The organism is Gemmobacter aquarius (assembly GCF_003060865.1).
Taxonomy (GTDB): Bacteria; Pseudomonadota; Alphaproteobacteria; order Rhodobacterales; family Rhodobacteraceae; genus Paragemmobacter; species Paragemmobacter aquarius.
The window spans coordinates 2,203,823-2,222,797 of sequence record NZ_CP028918.1 but is presented as its reverse complement, the minus strand read 5'-3'; the positions used below and the strand labels follow the sequence as shown (position 1 = coordinate 2,222,797).

Below are 18,975 nucleotides of genomic sequence, written 5' to 3'. Positions count from 1 at the left end.
CTTGCGATGGATGCGCCTTAATGGCGCATCCTGCGCGGTCCCGTCGGGGCCGCGTTTTCGTTTGCGGCGCGCCCTTGCGGTAACGCGGGGGCGGGGCTAGGTCTTGGGCCTAAGCACAGGGGAAAAGCCATGTTCACCGGAATTGTCACCGACATCGGACGCGTCTTGAAAACCGAGCAGCAGGGCGACCTGCGCGCGCGGATCGGCACGGGCTATGATGTGAACGGCATCGATATCGGGGCGTCTATTGCCTGCGACGGAGTCTGTCTGACGGTAGTGGCGCTGGGCAGCGATCCGCAGAACTGGTTCGACGTGCAGATCAGCGCGGAAACCGTGTCCAAGACCAACCTGTCGGGCTGGTTGCAGGGCAAACGGATCAATCTGGAGCGGGCTTTGAAAGTGGGTGACGAACTGGGCGGGCATATCGTGTCTGGCCATGTCGACGGGCTTGCCGAGGTGGTGGGCTTGCGTCCCGAAGGCGACAGCCTGCGCGTGACCTTCCGCGCGCCGCATCATCTGGCAGGGTTCATCGCGCCCAAGGGATCGGTTGCGCTGAATGGCACCTCGCTGACGGTGAACGAGGTGGAAGCGACGGATTTCGGGATCAATTTCATTCCGCATACCCAGACCGCCACGACATGGGGCGAGGTGCGCCTAGGCGACCGCGTGAACCTCGAGATCGACACGATGGCGCGCTATGTCGCGCGGCTGCGTGAGTGGGGGCAGTAAGCGCGCCGGCGACGAATTTTCTGCGAAAATTCGGGGGGGCTTTATGCCCCCCCAACACACACACGGCGCGCAAGGGCGCGCCTCTCCCCGAGGATGTTGGGACCAACGAGAACGATGGACGGGGCTTGGGGATTGTCGCGGTCATGGATTTAGAGACATGTCCCATCGGTCGAGCCCGCCACCGAACCCCGAGGGTGTGATCTTGCAGACCTCGATGCCGAAGGCTTGGTAGAAACCCCGGCTGTGTTGGCTGGTTGCGAGGTCGAGCCGTCCCGGACCGGATCGAGCGTGCCATGTCCAGTCTGGCCTGCATCAGAAGCGCGCCGATACCTTGGCCTTGCCGCCTTTTGCGGACCATACCCCATGGAAATGAGGCGTGGCGCAGGTTCGGTGAAACGGTCAGCCCGCCGCAGGCGATGATCGCCCACATTCAGTCAGAACGATGTAGGAATCGAGGGTTGCTTCCAAGGCCTCGAGATGGCCTTGAAATTCTTCGCGTTCTTCAAAGGCGAAGGCGACGCGCATACTGCTGTCGAAAACCACGAGGCAGGCGGGCAAGTCGTCGGGGCGGCAGGGGCGGAATGTGGCGGTTTGCATGTGCATAGCCTCGTTCGGCCAAAGCTGGTCGATCTCGTCTGCTGTCGGGCTGTGCGCTCTTGTCCGCTGGCTGTATGGGCTCACGGCTAAGGCAATGCCAATAGGTGTTGAAACTGTGACGGTTCTGGCCCTTCGAGCTTTCACACTTGCCCAAATATCCTCGGGGGGTGCGGGGGCGGACAGCCCCCCGTCGCGGGCGGGCACAGGCGCGGAGGACGCAGTGACGCGCGCGGGCCTGAATTTTCGTAGAAAATTCGTGCGCGCGGGGCGCGGCGGTGTCGTTGCACAGATGCTGTGCGGCGCCCTTGCACTGGCAATCGGCCGTCACATTGGTTAGGACGGGCCAAGAGCGGCAGGAGCCTGACGATGAGCGAGATGAAGACGGATTATTCGGATGCGATTTCCTCGGTCGAGGAGATCATCGAAGACGCCCGCAACGGGCGGATGTTCATTCTGGTGGACCACGAAGACCGCGAGAACGAAGGCGATCTGGTCATCCCCGCGCAGATGTGCACGCCTTCGGCTGTCAACTTCATGGCCACCTATGGCCGCGGGCTGATCTGTCTGGCGATGCCCGCCGCGCGTGTCGATGCGCTGGGTTTGCCCTTGATGAGCGCCAAGAATTCGAGCCGACACGAGACCGCGTTTACCATGTCGATCGAGGCGCGCGAGGGTGTGACCACAGGAATTTCGGCCGCCGACCGGGCCTTGACGGTTTCGGTTGCGATCGATCCGACCAAGGGGCCGCAGGATATTGCCACTCCCGGACATATTTTTCCGCTGCGCGCCCGCGATGGCGGCGTGCTGGTGCGGGCGGGCCATACCGAGGCGGCGGTCGATGTCAGCCGTCTGGCGGGGCTGAATCCTTCGGGCGTGATCTGCGAGATCATGAACGACGATGGCACCATGGCGCGGTTGCCCGACCTGATCACCTTTGCCCAGAAGCACGGGCTGAAGATCGGCACGATTTCCGACCTGATCGCATATCGGCGGCGGCATGACAATCTGGTGAACGAAAAGGCTGTAAAGCCGATCACCTCGGCGCATGGCGGCGACTGGCTTATGCGGGTCTTTTCCGACGAGACGCAGGGTGCCGAACATGTCGTGCTGACCAAGGGCGATCTGACCGGTGACGGCTCTGTTCTTGTGCGGGTCCATGCGTTGAACCCGCTGGAAGATGTGCTTGGCATCGGCGGGGCTGGGGATTTGCCAGCCGCGATGCGGTTGATCGCTGCCGAGGGGCGGGGGGCGGTGGTGCTGCTCCGCGACACCACGATGAAGATGGTCGAAGGCGGCGAGCATTCGCCCCAGACCCTGCGGCAATACGGGCTTGGCGCACAGATCCTGTCGGCGCTGGGGCTTTCGAAGATCACGCTGGTAACCAATTCCAAAGCGCCGCGCGTCGTTGGGCTGGAAGCTTATGGCCTTTCGATCACGGGCACGCGCCCGATCACGGAGTAACGGCGATGGCTGCGAACGAGACGCATTACACGCTGGCCCTGCCGGTGTTCGACAAACCGGTGAAATTGCTTGTCGTGGTGGCACCCTATTACAAGGACATCGCCGACAATCTGGTGGCAGGCGCCCGTGCCACGGCGGCGGCCTGCGGGGCCGAGGTCGAGGTGATCGAGGTGCCCGGTGCGCTCGAGGTGCCGACCGCCATCGCGCTGGCCGAACGGCAGGCGAAATTCGATGGTTACGTGGCGCTTGGCTGTGTGATCCGGGGAGAGACTACTCATTACGATACGGTCTGCAATGACAGCAGCCGCGCGATCAGTCTTCTGGGCCTGCAGGGGGCCTGCATCGGAAACGGGATCCTGACGGTCGAGAACCGCGCGCAGGCCGAGGTGCGGGCTGATCCTGCGGGTCAGAACAAGGGGGGCGGGGCCGCCGCTGCTGCCTTGCATCTTGTGGCGCTTTCCCGCAAATGGGCGACCCAGACCAAGGGGATCGGATTTCGGGCATGACCACCCAGACGGACAAGAAACAGATGCGCTCGGCAGCAAGGCTTTACGCCGTGCAGGCCTTGTTCCAGATGGAGGTTTCGGGCCAGACGGTCGAAACGATCCAGAGGGAGTTCGAGACGCATCGTTTCGGCGAGATTTTCGACGGTGTCGAAATGGCCGAGGGCGATTCAAAGCATTTCCGCGCCGTGGTGGACGGGGCAGTGAACTGGCAAGCCAAGATCGATCAGATGACCGACCGCGCGCTTGTCGCCAAATGGCCGATCGACCGGATCGATCCCGTCCTGCGCGCCCTGTTTCGGGCCGCGGGTGCCGAGATGGTCGACATGGACACGCCGCCAAAGGTGGTGATCAACGAATTCGTCGATGTCGCCAAAGCGTTCTTTCCCGAGGGGAAGGAGTCGAAATTCGTCAATGCCGTGCTCGACCACATGGCGCGCGAGGCGAAACCGCAGGCGTTCTAGAGGCAACTTGCGGCTTTGACCACTTGGCCGCAGTTTTTGCGCCAATACCCGCCCAATGTTTCCGCTGTGAGCGCGATTTTGACTGGATCGTGGCGGAAATGAGGCTAGGCTCTCTCTAAGTGATAGGGAAGGATACGTCCGAATGCCGAAACTCGTCCGCCTGTATATCAAGAGTTGCGCTATCGGCTTTGCACTTGCCGTGGGGTTCGTGACAGCGCTGGTCGTGATGGATGTGGCGGGCTTTCAACGGCTGATCCTGTCGACCGATATGGGCTGGGTCGCGGCGCTGATGATGATCATGTTCAACGGCGTGGTGTTTTCGGGCATGCAATTCGCCATTGCGATCATGCTGATGGCCGAAGATGACGATGATGACCGCGGGCCACGTGGCGGGCGGATGATTCCGATTCGCGTCGAGGCCGTGGCGCGGTCGCGTCAGGTCACGCCGCGCCGTCGCTGAGCGGTTATCGCAAGACAGAAACGGCTTTGGTCCCCGCGAAAGCGGGGATTTCGATTTGTCGTTGCGCCCTGTCAGGCAGATTTTACGGATAGGCAGGTGGCGGGCCCGCAGCGACCGTGGATGGCATGGTTTCCCGAGAGCCAGAGGTCTCAGGTGGGCACCAGGTAACAGGACCAGGATCCTGTCAGAGCCAGCATCCATTCGTTTGCTTATCGGCCACTGGAAAAGAGCCTCGCACGCGAAGAGCAGCACCCGCCGAGAACAGACATAGGGCGTGGGGCGGGGGGATGCAAGACAGGCTTGGGGCGGCTTGCAGGATGTTCCTGTTTGGTTCATCTTTTGACCATGAACCGATCGCTCGACACTTTGCCCGTTATGCCCGGCCAGCGCCTTGCGCGGGGCGTGTGCCGAGCGCTCAGGTCGCTCGATTTCGTGACAGTGGAGGAAATGGTGCCCGCGCCAGGGTTGCGTGTCGATGTGATGGCGCTGGGTCCCAAGGGCGAAGTGTGGGTGATCGAGTGCAAATCGGGGCGGGCAGATTATGCGGCTGATCGCAAGTGGCAGGGATATCTGGACTGGTGCGACCGCTTTTTCTGGGCGGTCGATGCGGAGTTTCCGGTCGACCTGCTGCCTGCCGGCAACGGGCTGATTCTGGCCGACGCCTATGATGCCGAGATACTGCGGATGCCACCTGCGGTGCCGCTTGCACCGGCGCGGCGCAAGGCAGTGGTGCAGAAATTCGCACGCCATGCGGCTTTGCGCTTGCAGTCATTGCGCGATCCGACAGGGGGAGTCTGGCTTTAGCGGCGCTTGGGTTTGCCGCCGTCGGCGACAAGGCGGGCAGCTTCTGCTGCTGCGCGCAGTTCTTCGGCGATTTCTTCGGCCTCTTCGGGGTCGAAGTCGAGAGGAAGTTCGATGCCGCCCTCGGCCTCGATATATATACGCACCATGCCAAGGTCGGTCGGCCCGATCTGGATGTTGGCGGCGATGTCGCTTTGCTTGTCGATGCCCATGTCAGTCCCCGTTTATCTGCCGGTTTGCGTTGGCTTCGGGCCTAGCGCGGGATTGCGGGCGAGGCAAGGCGATCCCGTGCCGATCGGTTGCATCTGCCTCTTGCAATCGGCAGGGCGTGGCGGTAAATCGCCCGCAGTGCAGCTTTAGCTCAGTTGGTTAGAGCACCAGATTGTGGATCTGGGGGTCCCCCGTTCGAGCCGGGGAAGCTGTACCATCCTTCGCTTTGATGATCGTGGATCCGCCATTGGCGGTGGCCAAGTCGGTACCCTGCGGCGTTCGCCGGCCGATACCCTGCGGCGTTCGCCGGTCGAGAAAAGAAAAAACCTGTTGCGGGATTTGGCAGGTTCGCTTGTGCGTGGCGGTCAAGGAACATGGCGCTGCCGATGCATCCGGGCCGGGCTGCTGTGCGGCAAGGCAGGCGCGGGTTTTAGCCCCGCGCCAGGCAGTTTTTGGGGCTGACGCTTAGTCGCGGGCACGTTCCACGTAGGAGCGGTCTTCGGTGTTGATCACGATGCGGGTGCCTGCGCCGATGTGCGGGGGCACCATCACGCGGACGCCGTTCGAGCAGGTGGCGGGCTTGTAGGAGGACGACGCGGTCTGACCCTTGACGACCGGTTCGGTCTCGGTGATCTCGACCGTCACCTTTTGCGGCAATTCCAGTGCGATGCAGACGCCTTCGAATGTTTTGAGATAGACCTTGATGCCTTCGGACAGGAACACGTCATCGTCGCCCACCACATCGGGGGTGACGGTGATCTGTTCATAGGTGGCGGGTTCCATGAAATGGTGGCCTTCGCCGTCGCTGTAGAGGAAATCGTATTCGCGTTCGTCCACGCTTGCCTTTTCGACCATCTCGGTCGTGCGCCAGCGTTCGGCGACCTTCACCCCGTCCGAGATGCGGCGCATGTCCACCGATGTCGTAGGCGTGCCTTTGCCGGGGTGGAAGTTTTCGGCTTTCAGCACGGCGTAGAGTTTGCCGTCCATTTCGACGACATTGCCCTTGCGGAGGGAGGAGGCGATGACTTTCACGGGGTCGTTTCCTTGCGGTTCCAGACAGAGGCGCGTATTTCGCGCCGGTTGGCGGGGCGTCTAGCGCATCTCGCGGGAAATCTCAATCGAAAGCGGGCAGGTCTGATGGGCGGGCAGTGGTGGGACAAGGCGCGGCATGCGGACCGGAGGGGCGTACTTTTGGCGCGCAACCGGATACAGGCGGCGCTGCGGGTCTGGCTGGCCGAGCACGAGTTTACCGAGGTCGATCCGGTGGCTTTGCAGGTCAGCCCCGGGAACGAGGCGCATCTGCACGCCTTTGCCACCCAAGCTATCGGCAATGACGGGGTGGCGCGCACGATGTATCTGCACACCAGCCCCGAATTCGCGATGAAGAAACTGCTGGCTGCCGGAGAGCGGCGGATCGCGGCCTTTGCCCATGTCTGGCGCAACCGCGAGCGCGGGGCGCTGCACAGCCCCGAATTCACCATGCTGGAATGGTATCGTGCGGGCGAGGATTACTCGGTCCTGATGGAGGATACCGCAGCCTTCCTGCGGCTGGCGGTCAAGGCGGCGCGGGGCGAGGTGTTGCGCTACCGTGACCGGGTTTGCGATCCGTTCCTGCCGTTCGAGCGGATCAGTGTGGCCGAAGCCTTTACCACCCATGCCGGGATCGACCTTTTGGCGACGGTCGGGCCGGACGGGGCGACCGATGCCGCTGCCTTGCGCGGGCAGATGGCGCAGGCAGGCGTGCGGGTGGCCGATGATGACACGTGGTCGGACATGCTGAGCCGCGCGCTGTCGGAAAAGGTCGAGCCGAACCTTGGCAACGGTCGGATCACTGTACTTGACCGCTACCCGGCCGCCGAGGCGGCGCTGGCACGGCCCGTGGTCGGTGACGGCCGCGTAGCCGAACGCTTCGAGGTTTACGCCTGCGGGGTTGAACTGGCCAACGGGTTCGGCGAATTGACCAATCCCGCCGAGCAGCGGCGGCGGTTCGGGCTGGAGATGGATGAAAAGGCGCGGGTTTACGGGGAACGCTATCCTTTGGACGAGGATTTTCTGGCCGCTCTGGCGCATATGCCTGCGGCGAGTGGGATCGCGCTGGGGTTCGACCGGCTGGTGATGCTGGCGACGGGTGCGCCGCGGATCGATGATGTGATCTGGGTGCCCGTGGCGGATTGAACCCATAAGTGGCCCTGCACGGGCGCATCGGGGCGGGATGCGAAGGCCAAGGGCCATCGATTTTGACAAATACAAGTCTGCTCAAAGACTTGACGGCGCGAACCCGCCTAAGGCGTGGCGGGTCGTGAACGCGGTGCGGAACCAAGGCCGCAAATTCAGGTTGTGTGGGGGATGAACCACCACATTTAGCGACCGGAGACTGCCGATGGACACGCCAACGGCCTTTGCGCGGCCTTGCCCGAAAAGCCTGATTCTTTGCCTTTCACACCTGCGCTGGGACCTTGTGTTCCAGCGTCCGCAGCACCTGATGACACGGGCTGCTGCGACGCATGATGTGATCTATTTCGAAGAACCACTCCGCGAGGCGGGCAAGCGGCCTTCGCTGCGGATGCGGCTGGACCGGTCGGGGGTGCGGGTTGCTACGCCGATTTTGCCCACCGATTGCCAGGATGTGTCGGGGGCCTTGAAGGGACTGGTCGATGGTCTGGTCCGCTCCGAGCCGCATGACCGTCTGGTGATGTGGTTCTATACCCCAATGGCGCTCGATTTCGCAGGCCATGTGGCGGCGGATGTGACCGTTTACGATTGCATGGATGAACTCTCTGCCTTCCGCGATCCGCCGGCAGGGTTAAGGGCCAACGAAGAGCGGCTGTTCCGGCAGGCCGATGTGGTCTTTACCGGCGGCATGAGCCTTTACGAGGCCAAGCGCGACAAGCATCCGCGGGTGTTCGCTTTCCCGTCAAGTGTGGACTCGGCGCATTTCGGGCGGGCGCGGGGCGATCTGGCCGACCCCGACGACCAGCGCGGTATCGCGTATCCGCGGGTCGGCTTCTTCGGAGTGATCGACGAGCGGATGGACATCGATCTGGTGGGTCAAGTGTCTGCTGCTTTGCCGGATGTGCAATTCGTCATGCTGGGGCCGATCGTGAAGATCGACCAAGCCGCTTTGCCGCGTCCGGCGAACCTTCACTGGCTTGGATCGAAAGCGTACGCCCAGCTTCCGGCCTATATGGCGAACTGGGATGCGGGCTGGATGCCGTTTGCGTTGAACGAGTCGACGCGTTTCATCAGCCCGACCAAGACGCCGGAATTTCTCGCGGCCGGACTGCCCCTGATGTCGACGCCCGTGCCCGATGTGGTGCGGGGTTACGGCGAGGGTCGGCTTGTGACTATTGCCGAGGGGCACGAGGCGGTGACCGATGTCTTACGCGGGTTGTTGGCCAAGCCCTCTTCGGGATGGCTGGCGAGCGTGGACAGCCATCTTGCTACCACGAGCTGGGACGCGACCTGGGAAGAAATGGAAGCGGAATTAGTGCGTGCCGGCGTGCGGAAGCGGACGCAGAATTTCCGCAGGTTGAAGACCTTTACCCCGACTTCGGGGTTGGAGGCTTCGGATGCATGATTGGCTTATCGTGGGTGCCGGTTTTGCGGGGTCGGTGATTGCGGAACGGATAGCGACGGAGCGGGGCGAAAAGGTATTGGTAATCGACCGGCGCGATCATATCGCGGGGAATGCCTATGACCATCCCGATGCGGCGGGGGTGATGATCCACCGCTATGGGCCGCATATCTTTCACACCAATTCGGCGGCTATTGTCGAGTATCTGAGCCGGTTTACGGAATGGCGACCTTATGAACACCGCGTTCTGGCGATGGTCGACGGGATGCTTTTGCCCATTCCGATCAACCTAGACACGGTCAACCGCCTGTATGGAATGGACCTCGACAGCGAGGGGATGGAAAAGTGGCTGGAGACGGTGCGCGAGCCGGTGGCCAAAATCGAGACGTCCGAAGATGTGGTAGTTTCGACCGTTGGGCGCGATCTTTATGAAAAATTTTTCAAAGGCTACACTCGCAAGCAATGGGGGCTTGACCCGTCGGAACTGGCGAAATCGGTGACGGCGCGGATACCCACGCGCACCAACCGCGATGACCGCTATTTCACCGACACCTACCAGCAGATGCCGCGTGACGGGTATACGCGCATGTTCGAGCGGATGCTCGACCATCCCAACATCGAGCTGCGTCTTGGGGTCGATTACCGCGACCTGAAGGATACGCCTGACTGGGGGCGGGTGGTATATACCGGACCGATCGACGAGTACTTCGACTTTCGCTTGGGGCGTTTGCCTTACCGGTCGTTGCGCTTTGAACATGTCACGCGCGACGAGGAATGGGCACAGCCGGTGGGGACGGTGAACTACCCGCAGACGGAAGAGTTCACGCGGATCACCGAATACAAGCATCTGACGGGTCAGTCGCACCCCAAGACCAGTGTCACTTACGAATATCCGTCAGCGACGGGCGACCCCTACTACCCCGTGCCACGCCCCGAGAACGAGGCACTGTTCAAGCGCTACGAGGCTTTGGCGGCCGAGGAACCGGACGTGTGGTTTGCAGGAAGGCTAGCTACCTATCGCTATTACAATATGGATCAGGTCGTGGCCCAGGCACTTTCGACCTTTTCCCGTATCGACGCGCGCCTTGGCGGTGTCTCGCGGCGCGGGCACAAGCTGGGGGGGGCTGCACATGCGGGATGATCGGGAGCAATGGTGGAGCAGTCCCGAGGTCTGGGGCGGGATCGAATGCACGCATGTCAGGGTGGGTGACGGTTACCGCGACCAGATTGTCGAGAACGGGCACCGCGCACGACGCGGCGATCTGGAGCGGATCGCAGGTCTGGGGATACGCACGCTGCGCTATCCGGTACTTTGGGCTTCGGTCGAGCGGAACGGGCGACGCGACTGGCGCTGGCATGATGCGCGGTTGGCAAAGATGCAGGCGCTGGGGATCAGGCCCGTCGCGGGACTCTTGCATCACGGGCTGGGGCCGGATGACCTCTCGCCCATGGACGCTGGCTTTGCCGAGGATTTCGGTGATTACGCCGAAGCCGTGGCGCGGCGCTATCCGTGGTTGCGGATGTTCACACCGATCAACGAGCCGGTGACGACGGCGCGGTTCAACTGTCTTTACGGCATATGGCATCCGCACCGCCGCGACGAGGCTTCGTTCTTGCGCATGGTCTTCGGGTCGGCGCAGGCAACGGTCATGGCCATGCGGCGGATACGGGCTGTCATCCCGCGGGCCAAGCTGGTTCAGACCGAGGATGTCGGACGGGTCTTTGCCGGGCCGGGGCTTGGCTATCAGGCTGATTACGAAAACCTGCGACGGTTTTTGTTCTTCGATCTGATATGTGGCCGTGTCGACCCGTCGCACGGGTTTTGGTGCAAGCTGGTGGCGGTGGGGGTGCAGGTCAGCGAGTTGCAGACGCTTTGTGATGCTCCGTGCCCGCCCGACATCATCGGTATCGACCAGTATCTGACATCGGACCGGTATCTCGACCCCGATCTTGCCGCGCATCCGCATACCCGTCCCGGCGGAAATGGCCGGGACCGCTATGTCGATGTGTCGGCGGTGCATGTCGCGGCGCTGGAAGGCCAGTGCGGCGTGATCCATCGCATCCGCGAGGTCCATGCCCGGTACAGCCTGCCCATCGCACTGACGGAAGTGCACAATGGCTCGACCCGTGAGGAGCAGTTGCGTTGGCTCGCCGAAGCCTGGGAGGCGGCGCAGCTGGCGCGCACCGAAGGGATAGCTGTCAAGGCAGTAGCCGTCTGGTCACTGCTCGGCACGACCGATTGGAACTCGCTTCTGGTGAGCACGGCCGGGCATTACGAATGCGGGGCCTTCGACGTGCGGAGCATGCCGCCACGTCTTACGGCCTTGGGCACTGCGGTGGCGGACCTCTGCGAGACCGGCAGTTTTTCGCATCCCACGCTAGAACGACCGGGGTGGTGGCGCCCCGAAAAGTCCGAGGCGGTCGAGGCGCTCTTTTCGGTGCAGGGAGACGAAGTGCTGGTACTTGCGCTGCGTGAAGCCTGCAAAATGCGTCGTTTGACGCTTGGTCCGCGCCCCGTGCTTGGTGTGATCCGTGCCGAGCGGATGGCCGACGGGCGACGGCTGCGGTTTCGCTTTTCGAGCGGGCTGGTCGTCGAAACGCAGGCGCAGGAGCGCCCTGATGCGGCAGTGCATGCGGTGCTGGACCTGATCCTTGATGGCGAGACGGGCCATCTGCGGTTGTCGCATCTGGCGATGCACGGTCAGTTCCGGATCGAACGGATGACAATAGGCGCAGTACGTCGCGTGCCGGTGCCGGCAGCCTATGAGCGGCGGGCGGGTCTGCCGGCCTAGCGTGCCGCAACGCTTGGACTACACGGATTTGTGACGTTCGTTGTGAAAGTCGCCAGAGCGTTCTACGCTTGGGTTGCAAACCGTTTTGCCGACGAAAGATGACAGTAGTACCCCCTTTGGATAGGTGTGTTCTTCCACATTCGGACGTATGAGGGGCGGACAGATGAAAAGGTGGTTCGTCGATATGGGATTTTTCAAAGCTTTGGCCGCTGCGGGCCTGTTCGGCTTGGCTGCTACGGCCGTGGTGGCCCAAGATCTGGGTGCCCCGACCGGTGAGGTCTTGATGACCATCACAGGCGCGATCGAACGCAAGAATGCCGGAGAGTCCGCGCAGTTCGATCTGGCAATGCTGGAAGCCATGGACCCGGTGACCGTAACGACTTCGACGATCTGGACCGACGGGGTGCAGGAGTTCCGTGGCGTGCCGTTGGTTCGGTTGATGCAGGAAGTGGGCGCTCAGGGTAGCATGATCGCCGCTTCGGCGCTGAATGACTACACCGTGCAGATCCCGATGGAAGACGCGGTCGAGGGCGGTGCGGTGCTGGCGTTCGAGGCGAACGGCGAGGGGCTTTCGGTCCGTGACAAGGGGCCGCTCTGGGTGATCTACCCCTACGATTCGAGCAAGGATTACCAAAGCGAGGTCGTCTATGCCCGCTCGATCTGGCAGGTCGCAAAGATGGAAGTGACTAAGTAACGTTTGCTTCGCTTGCCAAGGATGAAGGCGCCGCCCATATCAGGCAGGCGCCTTTTTTCTTCGTGGCGCGTTCCGGAGTCCCAGCCGATGACGATACCTGCGTTCCGCTTCGACAACACTTACAAGCGCGCCTTGCCGGGAATGTGGCTTGCGGTCGACCCAGTGCCCGCGCCAGCGCCGAAGGCACTGGTGTTGAATCATGCCTTGGCGCAGGAATTGGGGGTCGCGCTGGGCGAGGATGCGGCGGCGGTTTTGTCCGGGGCCAGTCTGCCCGAGGGGGCGGAGCCGATCGCGCAGGCCTACGCGGGCCATCAGTTCGGCGGGTTTTCACCACAGCTCGGGGATGGGCGCGCGCATCTGCTTGGTGAGGTAATCGACACGAAAGGCCGCAGACGGGACATTGCGCTAAAAGGGTCGGGCCGGACGCCATTTTCTCGCGGTGGCGATGGCAAGGCCGCGGTGGGGCCGATGCTGCGTGAATATCTGCTGGGCGAGGCGATGCACGCGCTTGGCATTCCCACGACACGGGCCTTGGCGGTGGTGGCGACCGGCGAGGATGTCTGGCGCGAAACCGCCTTGCCCGGTGCGGTCCTGACACGGGTGGCGGCAAGCCATGTCCGCGTCGGCACCTTCCAGTTCTTTGCCGCACGCGGCGAGGTGGAAAAGCTGCGCGCCTTGGCCGATTACACCATCGCGCGCCATTATCCCGAATGTGCGACGGCGGATAACCCTTATGTCGCGCTGTTTCAGGCGGTCACGGGCGCGCAGGCGCGGCTGATCGCAGGGTGGATGGGGGTGGGCTTCATCCACGGGGTGATGAACACCGATAACATGGCGCTGTCGGGTGAGACCATCGATTACGGGCCTTGCGCTTTCATGGAAGCTTATGCGGCGGGGACGGTGTTTTCGTCAATCGACCATGGCGGGCGCTATGCCTATGCCAACCAGCCGCTGATCCTTGGCTGGAATCTCGCGCGGTTGGCCGAGGCGCTGTTGCCGCTGTTCGATGCCGATGGCGACCGGGCGGTCGATATCGCCAACGGCCTGCTCGAAGGGATCGCGGGGCGGTATCGGGCGGAATGGCTGGCGGTGATGCGGGCCAAGCTGGGGCTGGTCGGAGTGGAGGACGGGGATGCTGACTTGGCCGACGGGCTGCTTGCCGCGATGGAGGGGCAGGGTGCGGACTGGACGCTGACCTTTCGCCGTCTGGCGGCCGCGGTGGCCGATGACGGGGCAGTTCTGCCGCTGTTTGCCGATGCAGGCCCGATGCGGGCATGGCTCGGGCGGTGGCGCGCGCGGCTGTCGGACGGGGCCGAGGCGCGGCTCTTGGCGGCCAATCCGGCGGTCATTGCGCGCAACCATCAGGTCGAAGCGGCGCTTGCGGCGGCGACGGGCGGCGATATGGCCCCGTTTCACGCGCTGCTCGCCGCCGTGACCGAGCCTTTCGTCGAACGCGAGGCCTTCATGCTGCCCGCGCCAAGCGGTTTTGGGCGTTACGTCACCTATTGCGGCACGTAAGCAGGGTGCCGGGCCGCTGCGCTGGCTCTATGCCCAAAAAGGCGCAACGGCGCGGTCTTGGCTGGACTGCGTTTAGTATTTGTTGGGATTGCCCGCGACGAGGGTGCCGGTGCCATCTTCGACACCGTCCTTGATCCAGGTCACGGCATCGCCCTTGATCTGGACCGACCAGCAGCTTGCGCCCTCGCCGTAGTCGAAACACATCTCGTCACCGTTGACCGACCATTTGGCGGTGTAATCAGCGCCCTTGATCACCCCGTCAGCCTGATAGAATTCGGTGTAGGCGCCGGATGCGAGCATGTTGCCCTGCACCGTGTTGCCGGCGATTGCAGCCTTGATCTGGTCGCCGGTTGCAAATGTCTGCGCCGAAACGGGCAGTGCCGCGAAGGCAAGGATCGCGGCGGTGTTGCGAAGGACGCGCATGTCTTTCTCCCTGATGTCCGTTCAGAAAGCTGTTGCATTCGGACAGATTGTCAAGCGCGGGGGCGCAGCGTGGCGGTCATGGCTTGGCCTGCATCAGCGACAAGGCGGCGGCGATAATTCTATCGTGCGAGGGCAGGGTTGCGGCATAGGCGGGGCCCGTGGCGATGAAGCTGTCTTCGGCGGTCAGGCGGGCAAGCGGGACGCCGGGGGCGGTTTCACAAAAATGCGCCATCAGCGCCTCGGCCACGCCGCCCGAGTGGCGGGTTTCATCGACGATCAGGATGTGGCGGCAGCCTGCGACCGCTGCGGTCAGCGCAGGTTTCGGCAGGGGCGACAGCCAGCGCGTGTCGATGATGCGGGTGGCGATGCCTGCGGCCTGAAGCGCGGGAAGTGCCTGATGCGACAGGAAGCGGCCATTGCCGAAGGTGACGATGGCAAGGTCGGTGCCCTTGCCCTCGGTGCCCACCTGACCCAAGGGGATGGTCCGCGACGGGTCGGGATAGCGGCGCAGCCATGCGCCGTCTTTTTCGGTGTGCAGGTCGCGCATCGGATAAAGCGCGATAGGTTCGACAAAGACCACGACGCGCTGTTCTTCACGCGCAAGGCGGACACATTCGCGCAGCATCATCGCGGCATCGGCCCCGTCCGAAGGCACCGCAAGGATGACGCCCGGAATGTCGCGCAGCACGGCAAGCGAGTTGTCATTGTGGAAATGCCCGCCGAAGCCTTTCTGATAGCCAAGCCCTGCGATGCGGATCACCATGGGGTTGGTGAATTGCCCTTCGGAAAAGAAGGGCAGTGTCGCGGCTTCGCCCCTGATCTGGTCTTCGGCGTTGTGGACATAAGCGAGAAACTGGATTTCGGGCAGCGGCACGAAACCGTTCTGCGCCATGCCGATGGCAAGGCCGAGGATGGATTGTTCATCGAGCAGCGTGTCGATCATCCGGTCTGGGCCGAAGCGGGCTTGCAGCTTTTGCGTCACACCATAGACGCCGCCTTTCTTGCCGACGTCTTCACCCATCATTACCAGTTCGGGGTGGGTCAGCATAAGGTCGGTGAGCGTCCAGTTGATCAGGCGCGACATGATCTGCGGGTCGTCCATCGCTTTGAGGTCAGCCCCGAAGGCGCTAGCGCGGGCTTGCGGGGCGGGGCCGTTCGTGGCGCGGTTCGCGCGGCGGGGCGGGGTGATCGCGGCCATGACTTGCGCTGCGGTTTGCAGGCGCGGGCGGGTGACGGCCTCGGCGGCGATGCGGGCCACTTGGTCGGCGGTTTCGGTATAGATCGCCAATGCGTCACGTGGTGTCAGCGCACCCGCTTGGCCAAGCAGGCGGACGGAATGGAGCAGGGGATCGTTGGCCTCGTCGGCCTCGACCTCTTCTCGGGGTAGGTAGGTTGTGGGCATGTCGGCCCCTGCGTGGCCGTAAAGGCGCAGGGTCCGCACATGCAGGAAGGCGGGTTTGCGGCGCGTGCGGACATAGTCGGCGGCGGCAAGGCCGGTGGCATAGGTGTCGTAAAGGTCGAGCCCGTCGCAGGCAAAATATTTCAGCGCGGGGCGGCTGGCGAAGGTGGCCGCGATCCAGCCTTGGGGGTTTTGGTCGAGATGCCGATGCCGTTATCCTCGCAGCAGAACAGCAGCGGCAGGGGGATGGATTGATAGGCCGTCCATTGCGCGGCGTTGAACGCCCCTTGGGCCGTGGAATGGTTGGCCGAGGCGTCGCCGAAACTGCAATAGACCAGCGCATCATCGGGCATCAGGGCGTGTTCGGGCCGGTGGCGGCGGGCGGCACCGATGGAATAGGCGGCCCCCACCGCCTTGGGCAGGTGGCTCGCGATGGTTGATGTTTGCGGCGGGATCATCAGCGCACGGCTGCCCAGCACCTTGTGCCTGCCGCCCGAGATCGGGTCTTCGCAGGACGAGGCGAAGGACAGGAGCATGTCGCGCGTCATCGTCTGACCCGGCACCTGTTCGGCCCGCGCGATCTGGAAGGCGGCGTCGCGGTAATGCAGAAAGGCCATGTCGGTCGGGCGCAGGGCGGCGGCGACGGCGGCAAGCCCTTCGTGGCCCGAGGAGCCGATGGTGTAGAACCCCTGTCCCGCCTTTTGCATGGCGCGGCTTTGCCGGTCGAGCGCACGGCTGGTGCAGCCTGATCGGAACAGCGACACGGCGAGGTCGCGGGTCAGCGGTCCGGCGGGCTTGCAGCCTTGCGGCAGGTCACCGGCCGCCACCCGGGACAGGAAGTTGGCGTGGACGATGTCGCAACGGTCCATCAGGTCACCTCGCCAAGGGTGGCATTGCACAACGGGCGTGTATCGCCAAGGTCACGGGAACTGTCACGGGAACTGTCACGGTCTGCGCGGTCGAGGGGCAAGGCGGGCTTCATGCTTGGTCCGGAATGGGATGCGGTTGTGCGTTCCAATTGGAAACCACAGTTAGTTCGAGCGGGCAACGGTCACCTGCCCGGACGGCCCCTTGATCGTCTTGCGAAGCTGCCGAAACGGGCCTACCCCCAAGCCTGCAGGATTGGGGTGTCAGTCCTGCAAACTCGTGCCGCGCAGCATGATTCCGCCCCACGGAACAAGCAGCGTCCATTCCAGACCGTCGGCGTGCCATTGCTTGCTGCATATGCCGTTCAGGGTTTCGACGCTGGGACGGATCAGCACCGTGCCGAACCCTTCGCGTAGCATCCCCGTATCAGGCGGCAAGCCACCGCTTTCGCGCCATACGAGGCTTGCACCAGCTTCCCCGGCGCTGACGGTCAGGTGCACCTGTCCCTTGCCAGCAAGGCTACCATATTTCGCTGCATTGGTCGCAAGTTCGTTGATCGTCAGGGCGAATGCGGTCGTGGTACCGGAAGGAATGTCAATGTCGGGACCGCTCCACACGAAGGAGTCGCCGGTTTCGCAATAGGGGGTCACGATGGATATGGCGAGTTCGCGCAGGCTTGATGTTCCTATCTGCAGGGGCCGGTCGGGAAGCGACAGGAAATGCGCCTTGCTCAGCGCACGGATGCGACCCGAAAGGTCTTTCAGCTCTGGCGCAGATGCCGGAGAGCGCAGCGAGCTTTGTGCGACCATCGATTGTATCACGGCAAACGCATTCTTCAGGCGGTGCGAAAGCTCTCGTGATAAAATAAGTGTTTCATTTTCGCGCTGGCGTCGGTCGGTGACATCGACTGTCAGACCGGCAAAGACGATCGGTCTTCCCGTAGCGTCGCGTTGGCAACGGCCCGAAGCAGAAAGCCAGCGCTCGCCCCCATCGCCCTTGATGCGGAACTCGGTGCGGTAGGCATCTCCGGTTTTAACTGCAACTGTGATCTCGTCTGTCACGCGGGGCCGGTCATCGGGGTGAATGGCGGCGAGAAACTGCTGCAAATGACCTGGCGCCGAGCCGTCCACCGACGTGTCGAGACCACACCATGCCAGTTTGTCGGCGCGGATTTCATCGCGATCGACGTCCCAGAGCCAAGTGCCAACCTCACCGGCTGCTTCGATGGCGAATTCAAGCTGGTCGCGCGAACGGCGCAATCCTGCCTCGGCCTCGCGCTGGTCGGTCACGTCGAAGTTGACGCCTACCATGCCGGTGAACTGGCCGGTCGCATCGAAACGGGGATTGGCCTCGGTCCGGAGCCAGCGCCAAGCGCCGTCGGCGCGCCGGTATCTGGCTTCGATGCAGAGCGGGGTCCGGTCAGCCATAGCCTGCCCGTAAGGCCCGCTAAGCAGGTTGTGATCGTCGGGGTGTAGCGTTTCAGCCCAAGTAAAGGTTTCAATGTCGTCCACTCCCCAGAAGTCGCGCAAGGAGCGATTGAGGAAGATGCAGTTTCCGGCAGCATCGCCCAGCCAGACCATGGCCGGGGTGGTCTCAAGGATCGCCCATGCCTCGGGATGGGACAAGACGGGCGGGTTGCTGTCGTTGGTTAAGGTCAGTTCCTTCTTTCTCACTGCGTCATTCCCTCGCTCCTTTTTTGGAACATCGCCAATTTCCGGGTCGGACGCGAACGCGCTGCGCCGCGCATGGTTCCGTTTGTTGCGGGGAATTTCCTGACACAGAGCGGGGCAAGCACCGTGGCGCCGATTTGACCGCACGTTGACGTCACGGGAGAGGGGGTGCATCTTGCGCTTCATGGATCAGCGAAGTGACATTCACGAGCGTTTGGCAGTGTCGTTGCGCGAAACACGCAAGGCACGGGGACTTTCGCTGGATGCGGTGGCAAAGCTGTCGGGCGTGTCGCGTTCGATGGTCAGCCAGATCGAACGGGGCGAAAGCAGCCCGACGGTTGCCACATTATGGAACCTGACGCAGGCCCTGCAGGTGGATTTCGCAGGGTTGCTGGAAGGCAAGCCTACGGCGGGGATCGAGGTGACGCGGGCGGGCGCGGCCCCCGTGATCGCGGGGCGGGGCGAAGGGGTGACGATCCGGATCCTGTCGCCTGCCGAGGCGGTGGGCGAGCACGAGGTTTACGATCTGGCTTTCGCTGCGGGGGGTGCGCTGGTGTCGGCGCCGCATTCGTCGGGGTGCCGCGAGCATCTGACTGTGATCGAAGGCGTGCTGTCGGTGCAGTCGGGAGACGAGGTGGATCGGTTGGGCGCGGGCGATGTGGCGCGCTATCCTGCGGACCGCGACCATGCGATCCGGGCGGTGGGCGGTGCTGCGCGGGCGATCCTGATTGTGCAGGACAGTTGAGGGCAATTTCTTCTGAAGTATTTTCGTCCGGTTTGGCGGATAAGTTTCCGCTATATTGACGGAAGGGC

At 63.1% G+C, this 18,975-nt stretch carries 18 protein-coding genes, 1 tRNA gene and 1 pseudogene; 14 read left to right on the top strand and 6 right to left on the bottom strand.

The window, feature by feature from the left end:
• The first annotated feature begins 129 nt into the window (after positions 1 to 129).
• Entirely contained in the window at positions 130 to 729 is a 600-nt protein-coding gene (locus HYN69_RS10750) for a riboflavin synthase (protein ID WP_108435730.1), read from the top strand.
• 399 nt (positions 730 to 1,128) lie between these two features.
• Here the strand turns inward: HYN69_RS10750 and HYN69_RS10745 are convergent, their stop codons facing one another.
• Positions 1,129 to 1,410 carry a hypothetical protein gene (locus tag HYN69_RS10745; protein ID WP_216824593.1) on the bottom strand — a complete coding sequence of 94 codons (282 nt, stop codon included), beginning with the start codon at positions 1,408 to 1,410 and terminating at the stop codon, positions 1,129 to 1,131.
• A gap of 282 nt (positions 1,411 to 1,692) precedes the next feature.
• Between HYN69_RS10745 and ribB the strand changes: the two genes are divergently transcribed.
• The 5 genes from ribB to HYN69_RS10720 all read left to right on the top strand — a co-directional run bounded on the left by ribB (position 1,693) and on the right by HYN69_RS10720 (position 5,018).
• Positions 1,693 to 2,787 (top strand): 3,4-dihydroxy-2-butanone-4-phosphate synthase, encoded by a 1,095-nt coding sequence (ribB, locus tag HYN69_RS10740; protein WP_108435728.1) that lies wholly within the window; start codon positions 1,693 to 1,695, stop codon positions 2,785 to 2,787.
• 5 nt (positions 2,788 to 2,792) lie between these two features.
• Entirely contained in the window at positions 2,793 to 3,293 is a 501-nt protein-coding gene (locus HYN69_RS10735) for a 6,7-dimethyl-8-ribityllumazine synthase (protein ID WP_108435727.1), read from the top strand.
• Entirely contained in the window at positions 3,290 to 3,754 is a 465-nt protein-coding gene (nusB, locus tag HYN69_RS10730) for a transcription antitermination factor NusB (protein WP_108435726.1), read from the top strand. Before HYN69_RS10735 ends, nusB begins: the two co-directional genes overlap by 4 nt.
• A 142-nt stretch (positions 3,755 to 3,896) precedes the next feature.
• On the top strand, positions 3,897 to 4,214 hold the full coding sequence (locus tag HYN69_RS10725; protein WP_108435725.1) for a hypothetical protein: 318 nt from the start codon (positions 3,897 to 3,899) through the stop codon (positions 4,212 to 4,214).
• Between the two features lie 345 nt (positions 4,215 to 4,559).
• Complete coding sequence (locus HYN69_RS10720; RefSeq protein WP_108437160.1) at positions 4,560 to 5,018, top strand: MmcB family DNA repair protein; 459 nt, start codon at positions 4,560 to 4,562, stop codon at positions 5,016 to 5,018.
• Here HYN69_RS10720 and HYN69_RS10715 read toward each other — a convergent pair.
• Entirely contained in the window at positions 5,015 to 5,227 is a 213-nt protein-coding gene (locus tag HYN69_RS10715) for a DUF6324 family protein (protein WP_108435724.1), read from the bottom strand. The two genes, HYN69_RS10720 and HYN69_RS10715, sit on opposite strands and share 4 nt — an antisense overlap.
• Before the next feature lie 138 nt (positions 5,228 to 5,365).
• Here HYN69_RS10715 and HYN69_RS10710 point away from each other — a divergent pair.
• A tRNA-His gene (locus HYN69_RS10710) sits at positions 5,366 to 5,442 on the top strand.
• A gap of 248 nt (positions 5,443 to 5,690) precedes the next feature.
• On the opposite strand, the gene efp is transcribed toward HYN69_RS10710, so the two are convergent.
• On the bottom strand, positions 5,691 to 6,257 hold the full coding sequence (efp, locus tag HYN69_RS10705; RefSeq protein WP_108435723.1) for an elongation factor P: 567 nt from the start codon (positions 6,255 to 6,257) through the stop codon (positions 5,691 to 5,693).
• Positions 6,258 to 6,362: 105 nt separating this feature from the next.
• Here efp and epmA point away from each other — a divergent pair, with 105 nt between their 5' ends.
• From epmA to HYN69_RS10675, 6 genes are all read left to right on the top strand, one after another.
• Entirely contained in the window at positions 6,363 to 7,400 is a 1,038-nt protein-coding gene (epmA, locus tag HYN69_RS10700; RefSeq protein ID WP_108435722.1) for an EF-P lysine aminoacylase EpmA, read from the top strand.
• Positions 7,401 to 7,605: 205 nt separating this feature from the next.
• Complete coding sequence (locus HYN69_RS10695) at positions 7,606 to 8,802, top strand: glycosyltransferase family protein (protein ID WP_216824592.1); 1,197 nt, start codon at positions 7,606 to 7,608, stop codon at positions 8,800 to 8,802.
• A complete protein-coding gene (glf, locus tag HYN69_RS10690) occupies positions 8,795 to 9,940 on the top strand; it encodes a UDP-galactopyranose mutase (protein WP_108435721.1) in 1,146 nt (381 codons plus the stop codon). The genes HYN69_RS10695 and glf overlap by 8 nt, the downstream gene beginning before the upstream one ends.
• Positions 9,930 to 11,591: a family 1 glycosylhydrolase gene (locus HYN69_RS10685; protein WP_108435720.1), complete on the top strand. Its 1,662-nt coding sequence runs from the start codon at positions 9,930 to 9,932 to the stop codon at positions 11,589 to 11,591. Before glf ends, HYN69_RS10685 begins: the two co-directional genes overlap by 11 nt.
• A gap of 163 nt (positions 11,592 to 11,754) precedes the next feature.
• Positions 11,755 to 12,285: a molybdopterin-dependent oxidoreductase gene (locus HYN69_RS10680; RefSeq protein ID WP_230426383.1), complete on the top strand. Its 531-nt coding sequence runs from the start codon at positions 11,755 to 11,757 to the stop codon at positions 12,283 to 12,285.
• Between the two features lie 87 nt (positions 12,286 to 12,372).
• On the top strand, positions 12,373 to 13,803 hold the full coding sequence (locus HYN69_RS10675) for a protein adenylyltransferase SelO (protein WP_108437159.1): 1,431 nt from the start codon (positions 12,373 to 12,375) through the stop codon (positions 13,801 to 13,803).
• 72 nt (positions 13,804 to 13,875) lie between these two features.
• Here HYN69_RS10675 and HYN69_RS10670 read toward each other — a convergent pair whose 3' ends face one another.
• From HYN69_RS10670 to HYN69_RS10660, 3 genes and pseudogenes are all read right to left on the bottom strand, one after another.
• Entirely contained in the window at positions 13,876 to 14,226 is a 351-nt protein-coding gene (locus tag HYN69_RS10670) for a hypothetical protein (RefSeq protein ID WP_108435718.1), read from the bottom strand.
• A gap of 76 nt (positions 14,227 to 14,302) precedes the next feature.
• Positions 14,303 to 16,494, bottom strand: a pseudogene (locus HYN69_RS10665) (thiamine pyrophosphate-dependent enzyme).
• Between the two features lie 261 nt (positions 16,495 to 16,755).
• A complete protein-coding gene (locus tag HYN69_RS10660; protein WP_108435717.1) occupies positions 16,756 to 18,348 on the bottom strand; it encodes a sensor histidine kinase in 1,593 nt (530 codons plus the stop codon).
• Between HYN69_RS10660 and HYN69_RS10655 the strand changes: the two genes are divergently transcribed.
• Positions 18,347 to 18,907 (top strand): helix-turn-helix domain-containing protein, encoded by a 561-nt coding sequence (locus HYN69_RS10655; RefSeq protein ID WP_108435716.1) that lies wholly within the window; start codon positions 18,347 to 18,349, stop codon positions 18,905 to 18,907. The genes HYN69_RS10660 and HYN69_RS10655 overlap by 2 nt on opposite strands.
• Positions 18,908 to 18,975: the final 68 nt, after the last annotated feature.

What these genes read in the sequence shown, in the direction of transcription:
- HYN69_RS10750 (WP_108435730.1), top strand. Translation starts at nt 130, where the DNA reads ATGTTCACCGGAATTGTCACCGACATCGGACGCGTCTTGAAAACCGAG.
- ribB (WP_108435728.1), top strand. Translation starts at nt 1,693, where the DNA reads ATGAGCGAGATGAAGACGGATTATTCGGATGCGATTTCCTCGGTCGAG.
- HYN69_RS10735 (WP_108435727.1), top strand. Translation starts at nt 2,793, where the DNA reads ATGGCTGCGAACGAGACGCATTACACGCTGGCCCTGCCGGTGTTCGAC.
- nusB (WP_108435726.1), top strand. Translation starts at nt 3,290, where the DNA reads ATGACCACCCAGACGGACAAGAAACAGATGCGCTCGGCAGCAAGGCTT.
- HYN69_RS10725 (WP_108435725.1), top strand. Translation starts at nt 3,897, where the DNA reads ATGCCGAAACTCGTCCGCCTGTATATCAAGAGTTGCGCTATCGGCTTT.
- HYN69_RS10720 (WP_108437160.1), top strand. Translation starts at nt 4,560, where the DNA reads ATGAACCGATCGCTCGACACTTTGCCCGTTATGCCCGGCCAGCGCCTT.
- HYN69_RS10715 (WP_108435724.1), bottom strand. Translation starts at nt 5,227, where the DNA reads ATGGGCATCGACAAGCAAAGCGACATCGCCGCCAACATCCAGATCGGG.
- epmA (WP_108435722.1), top strand. Translation starts at nt 6,363, where the DNA reads ATGGGCGGGCAGTGGTGGGACAAGGCGCGGCATGCGGACCGGAGGGGC.
- HYN69_RS10695 (WP_216824592.1), top strand. Translation starts at nt 7,606, where the DNA reads ATGGACACGCCAACGGCCTTTGCGCGGCCTTGCCCGAAAAGCCTGATT.
- glf (WP_108435721.1), top strand. Translation starts at nt 8,795, where the DNA reads ATGCATGATTGGCTTATCGTGGGTGCCGGTTTTGCGGGGTCGGTGATT.
- HYN69_RS10685 (WP_108435720.1), top strand. Translation starts at nt 9,930, where the DNA reads ATGCGGGATGATCGGGAGCAATGGTGGAGCAGTCCCGAGGTCTGGGGC.
- HYN69_RS10680 (WP_230426383.1), top strand. Translation starts at nt 11,755, where the DNA reads ATGAAAAGGTGGTTCGTCGATATGGGATTTTTCAAAGCTTTGGCCGCT.
- HYN69_RS10675 (WP_108437159.1), top strand. Translation starts at nt 12,373, where the DNA reads ATGACGATACCTGCGTTCCGCTTCGACAACACTTACAAGCGCGCCTTG.
- HYN69_RS10670 (WP_108435718.1), bottom strand. Translation starts at nt 14,226, where the DNA reads ATGCGCGTCCTTCGCAACACCGCCGCGATCCTTGCCTTCGCGGCACTG.
- HYN69_RS10655 (WP_108435716.1), top strand. Translation starts at nt 18,347, where the DNA reads ATGGATCAGCGAAGTGACATTCACGAGCGTTTGGCAGTGTCGTTGCGC.
- HYN69_RS10660 (WP_108435717.1), bottom strand. Translation starts at nt 18,348, where the DNA reads ATGAAGCGCAAGATGCACCCCCTCTCCCGTGACGTCAACGTGCGGTCA.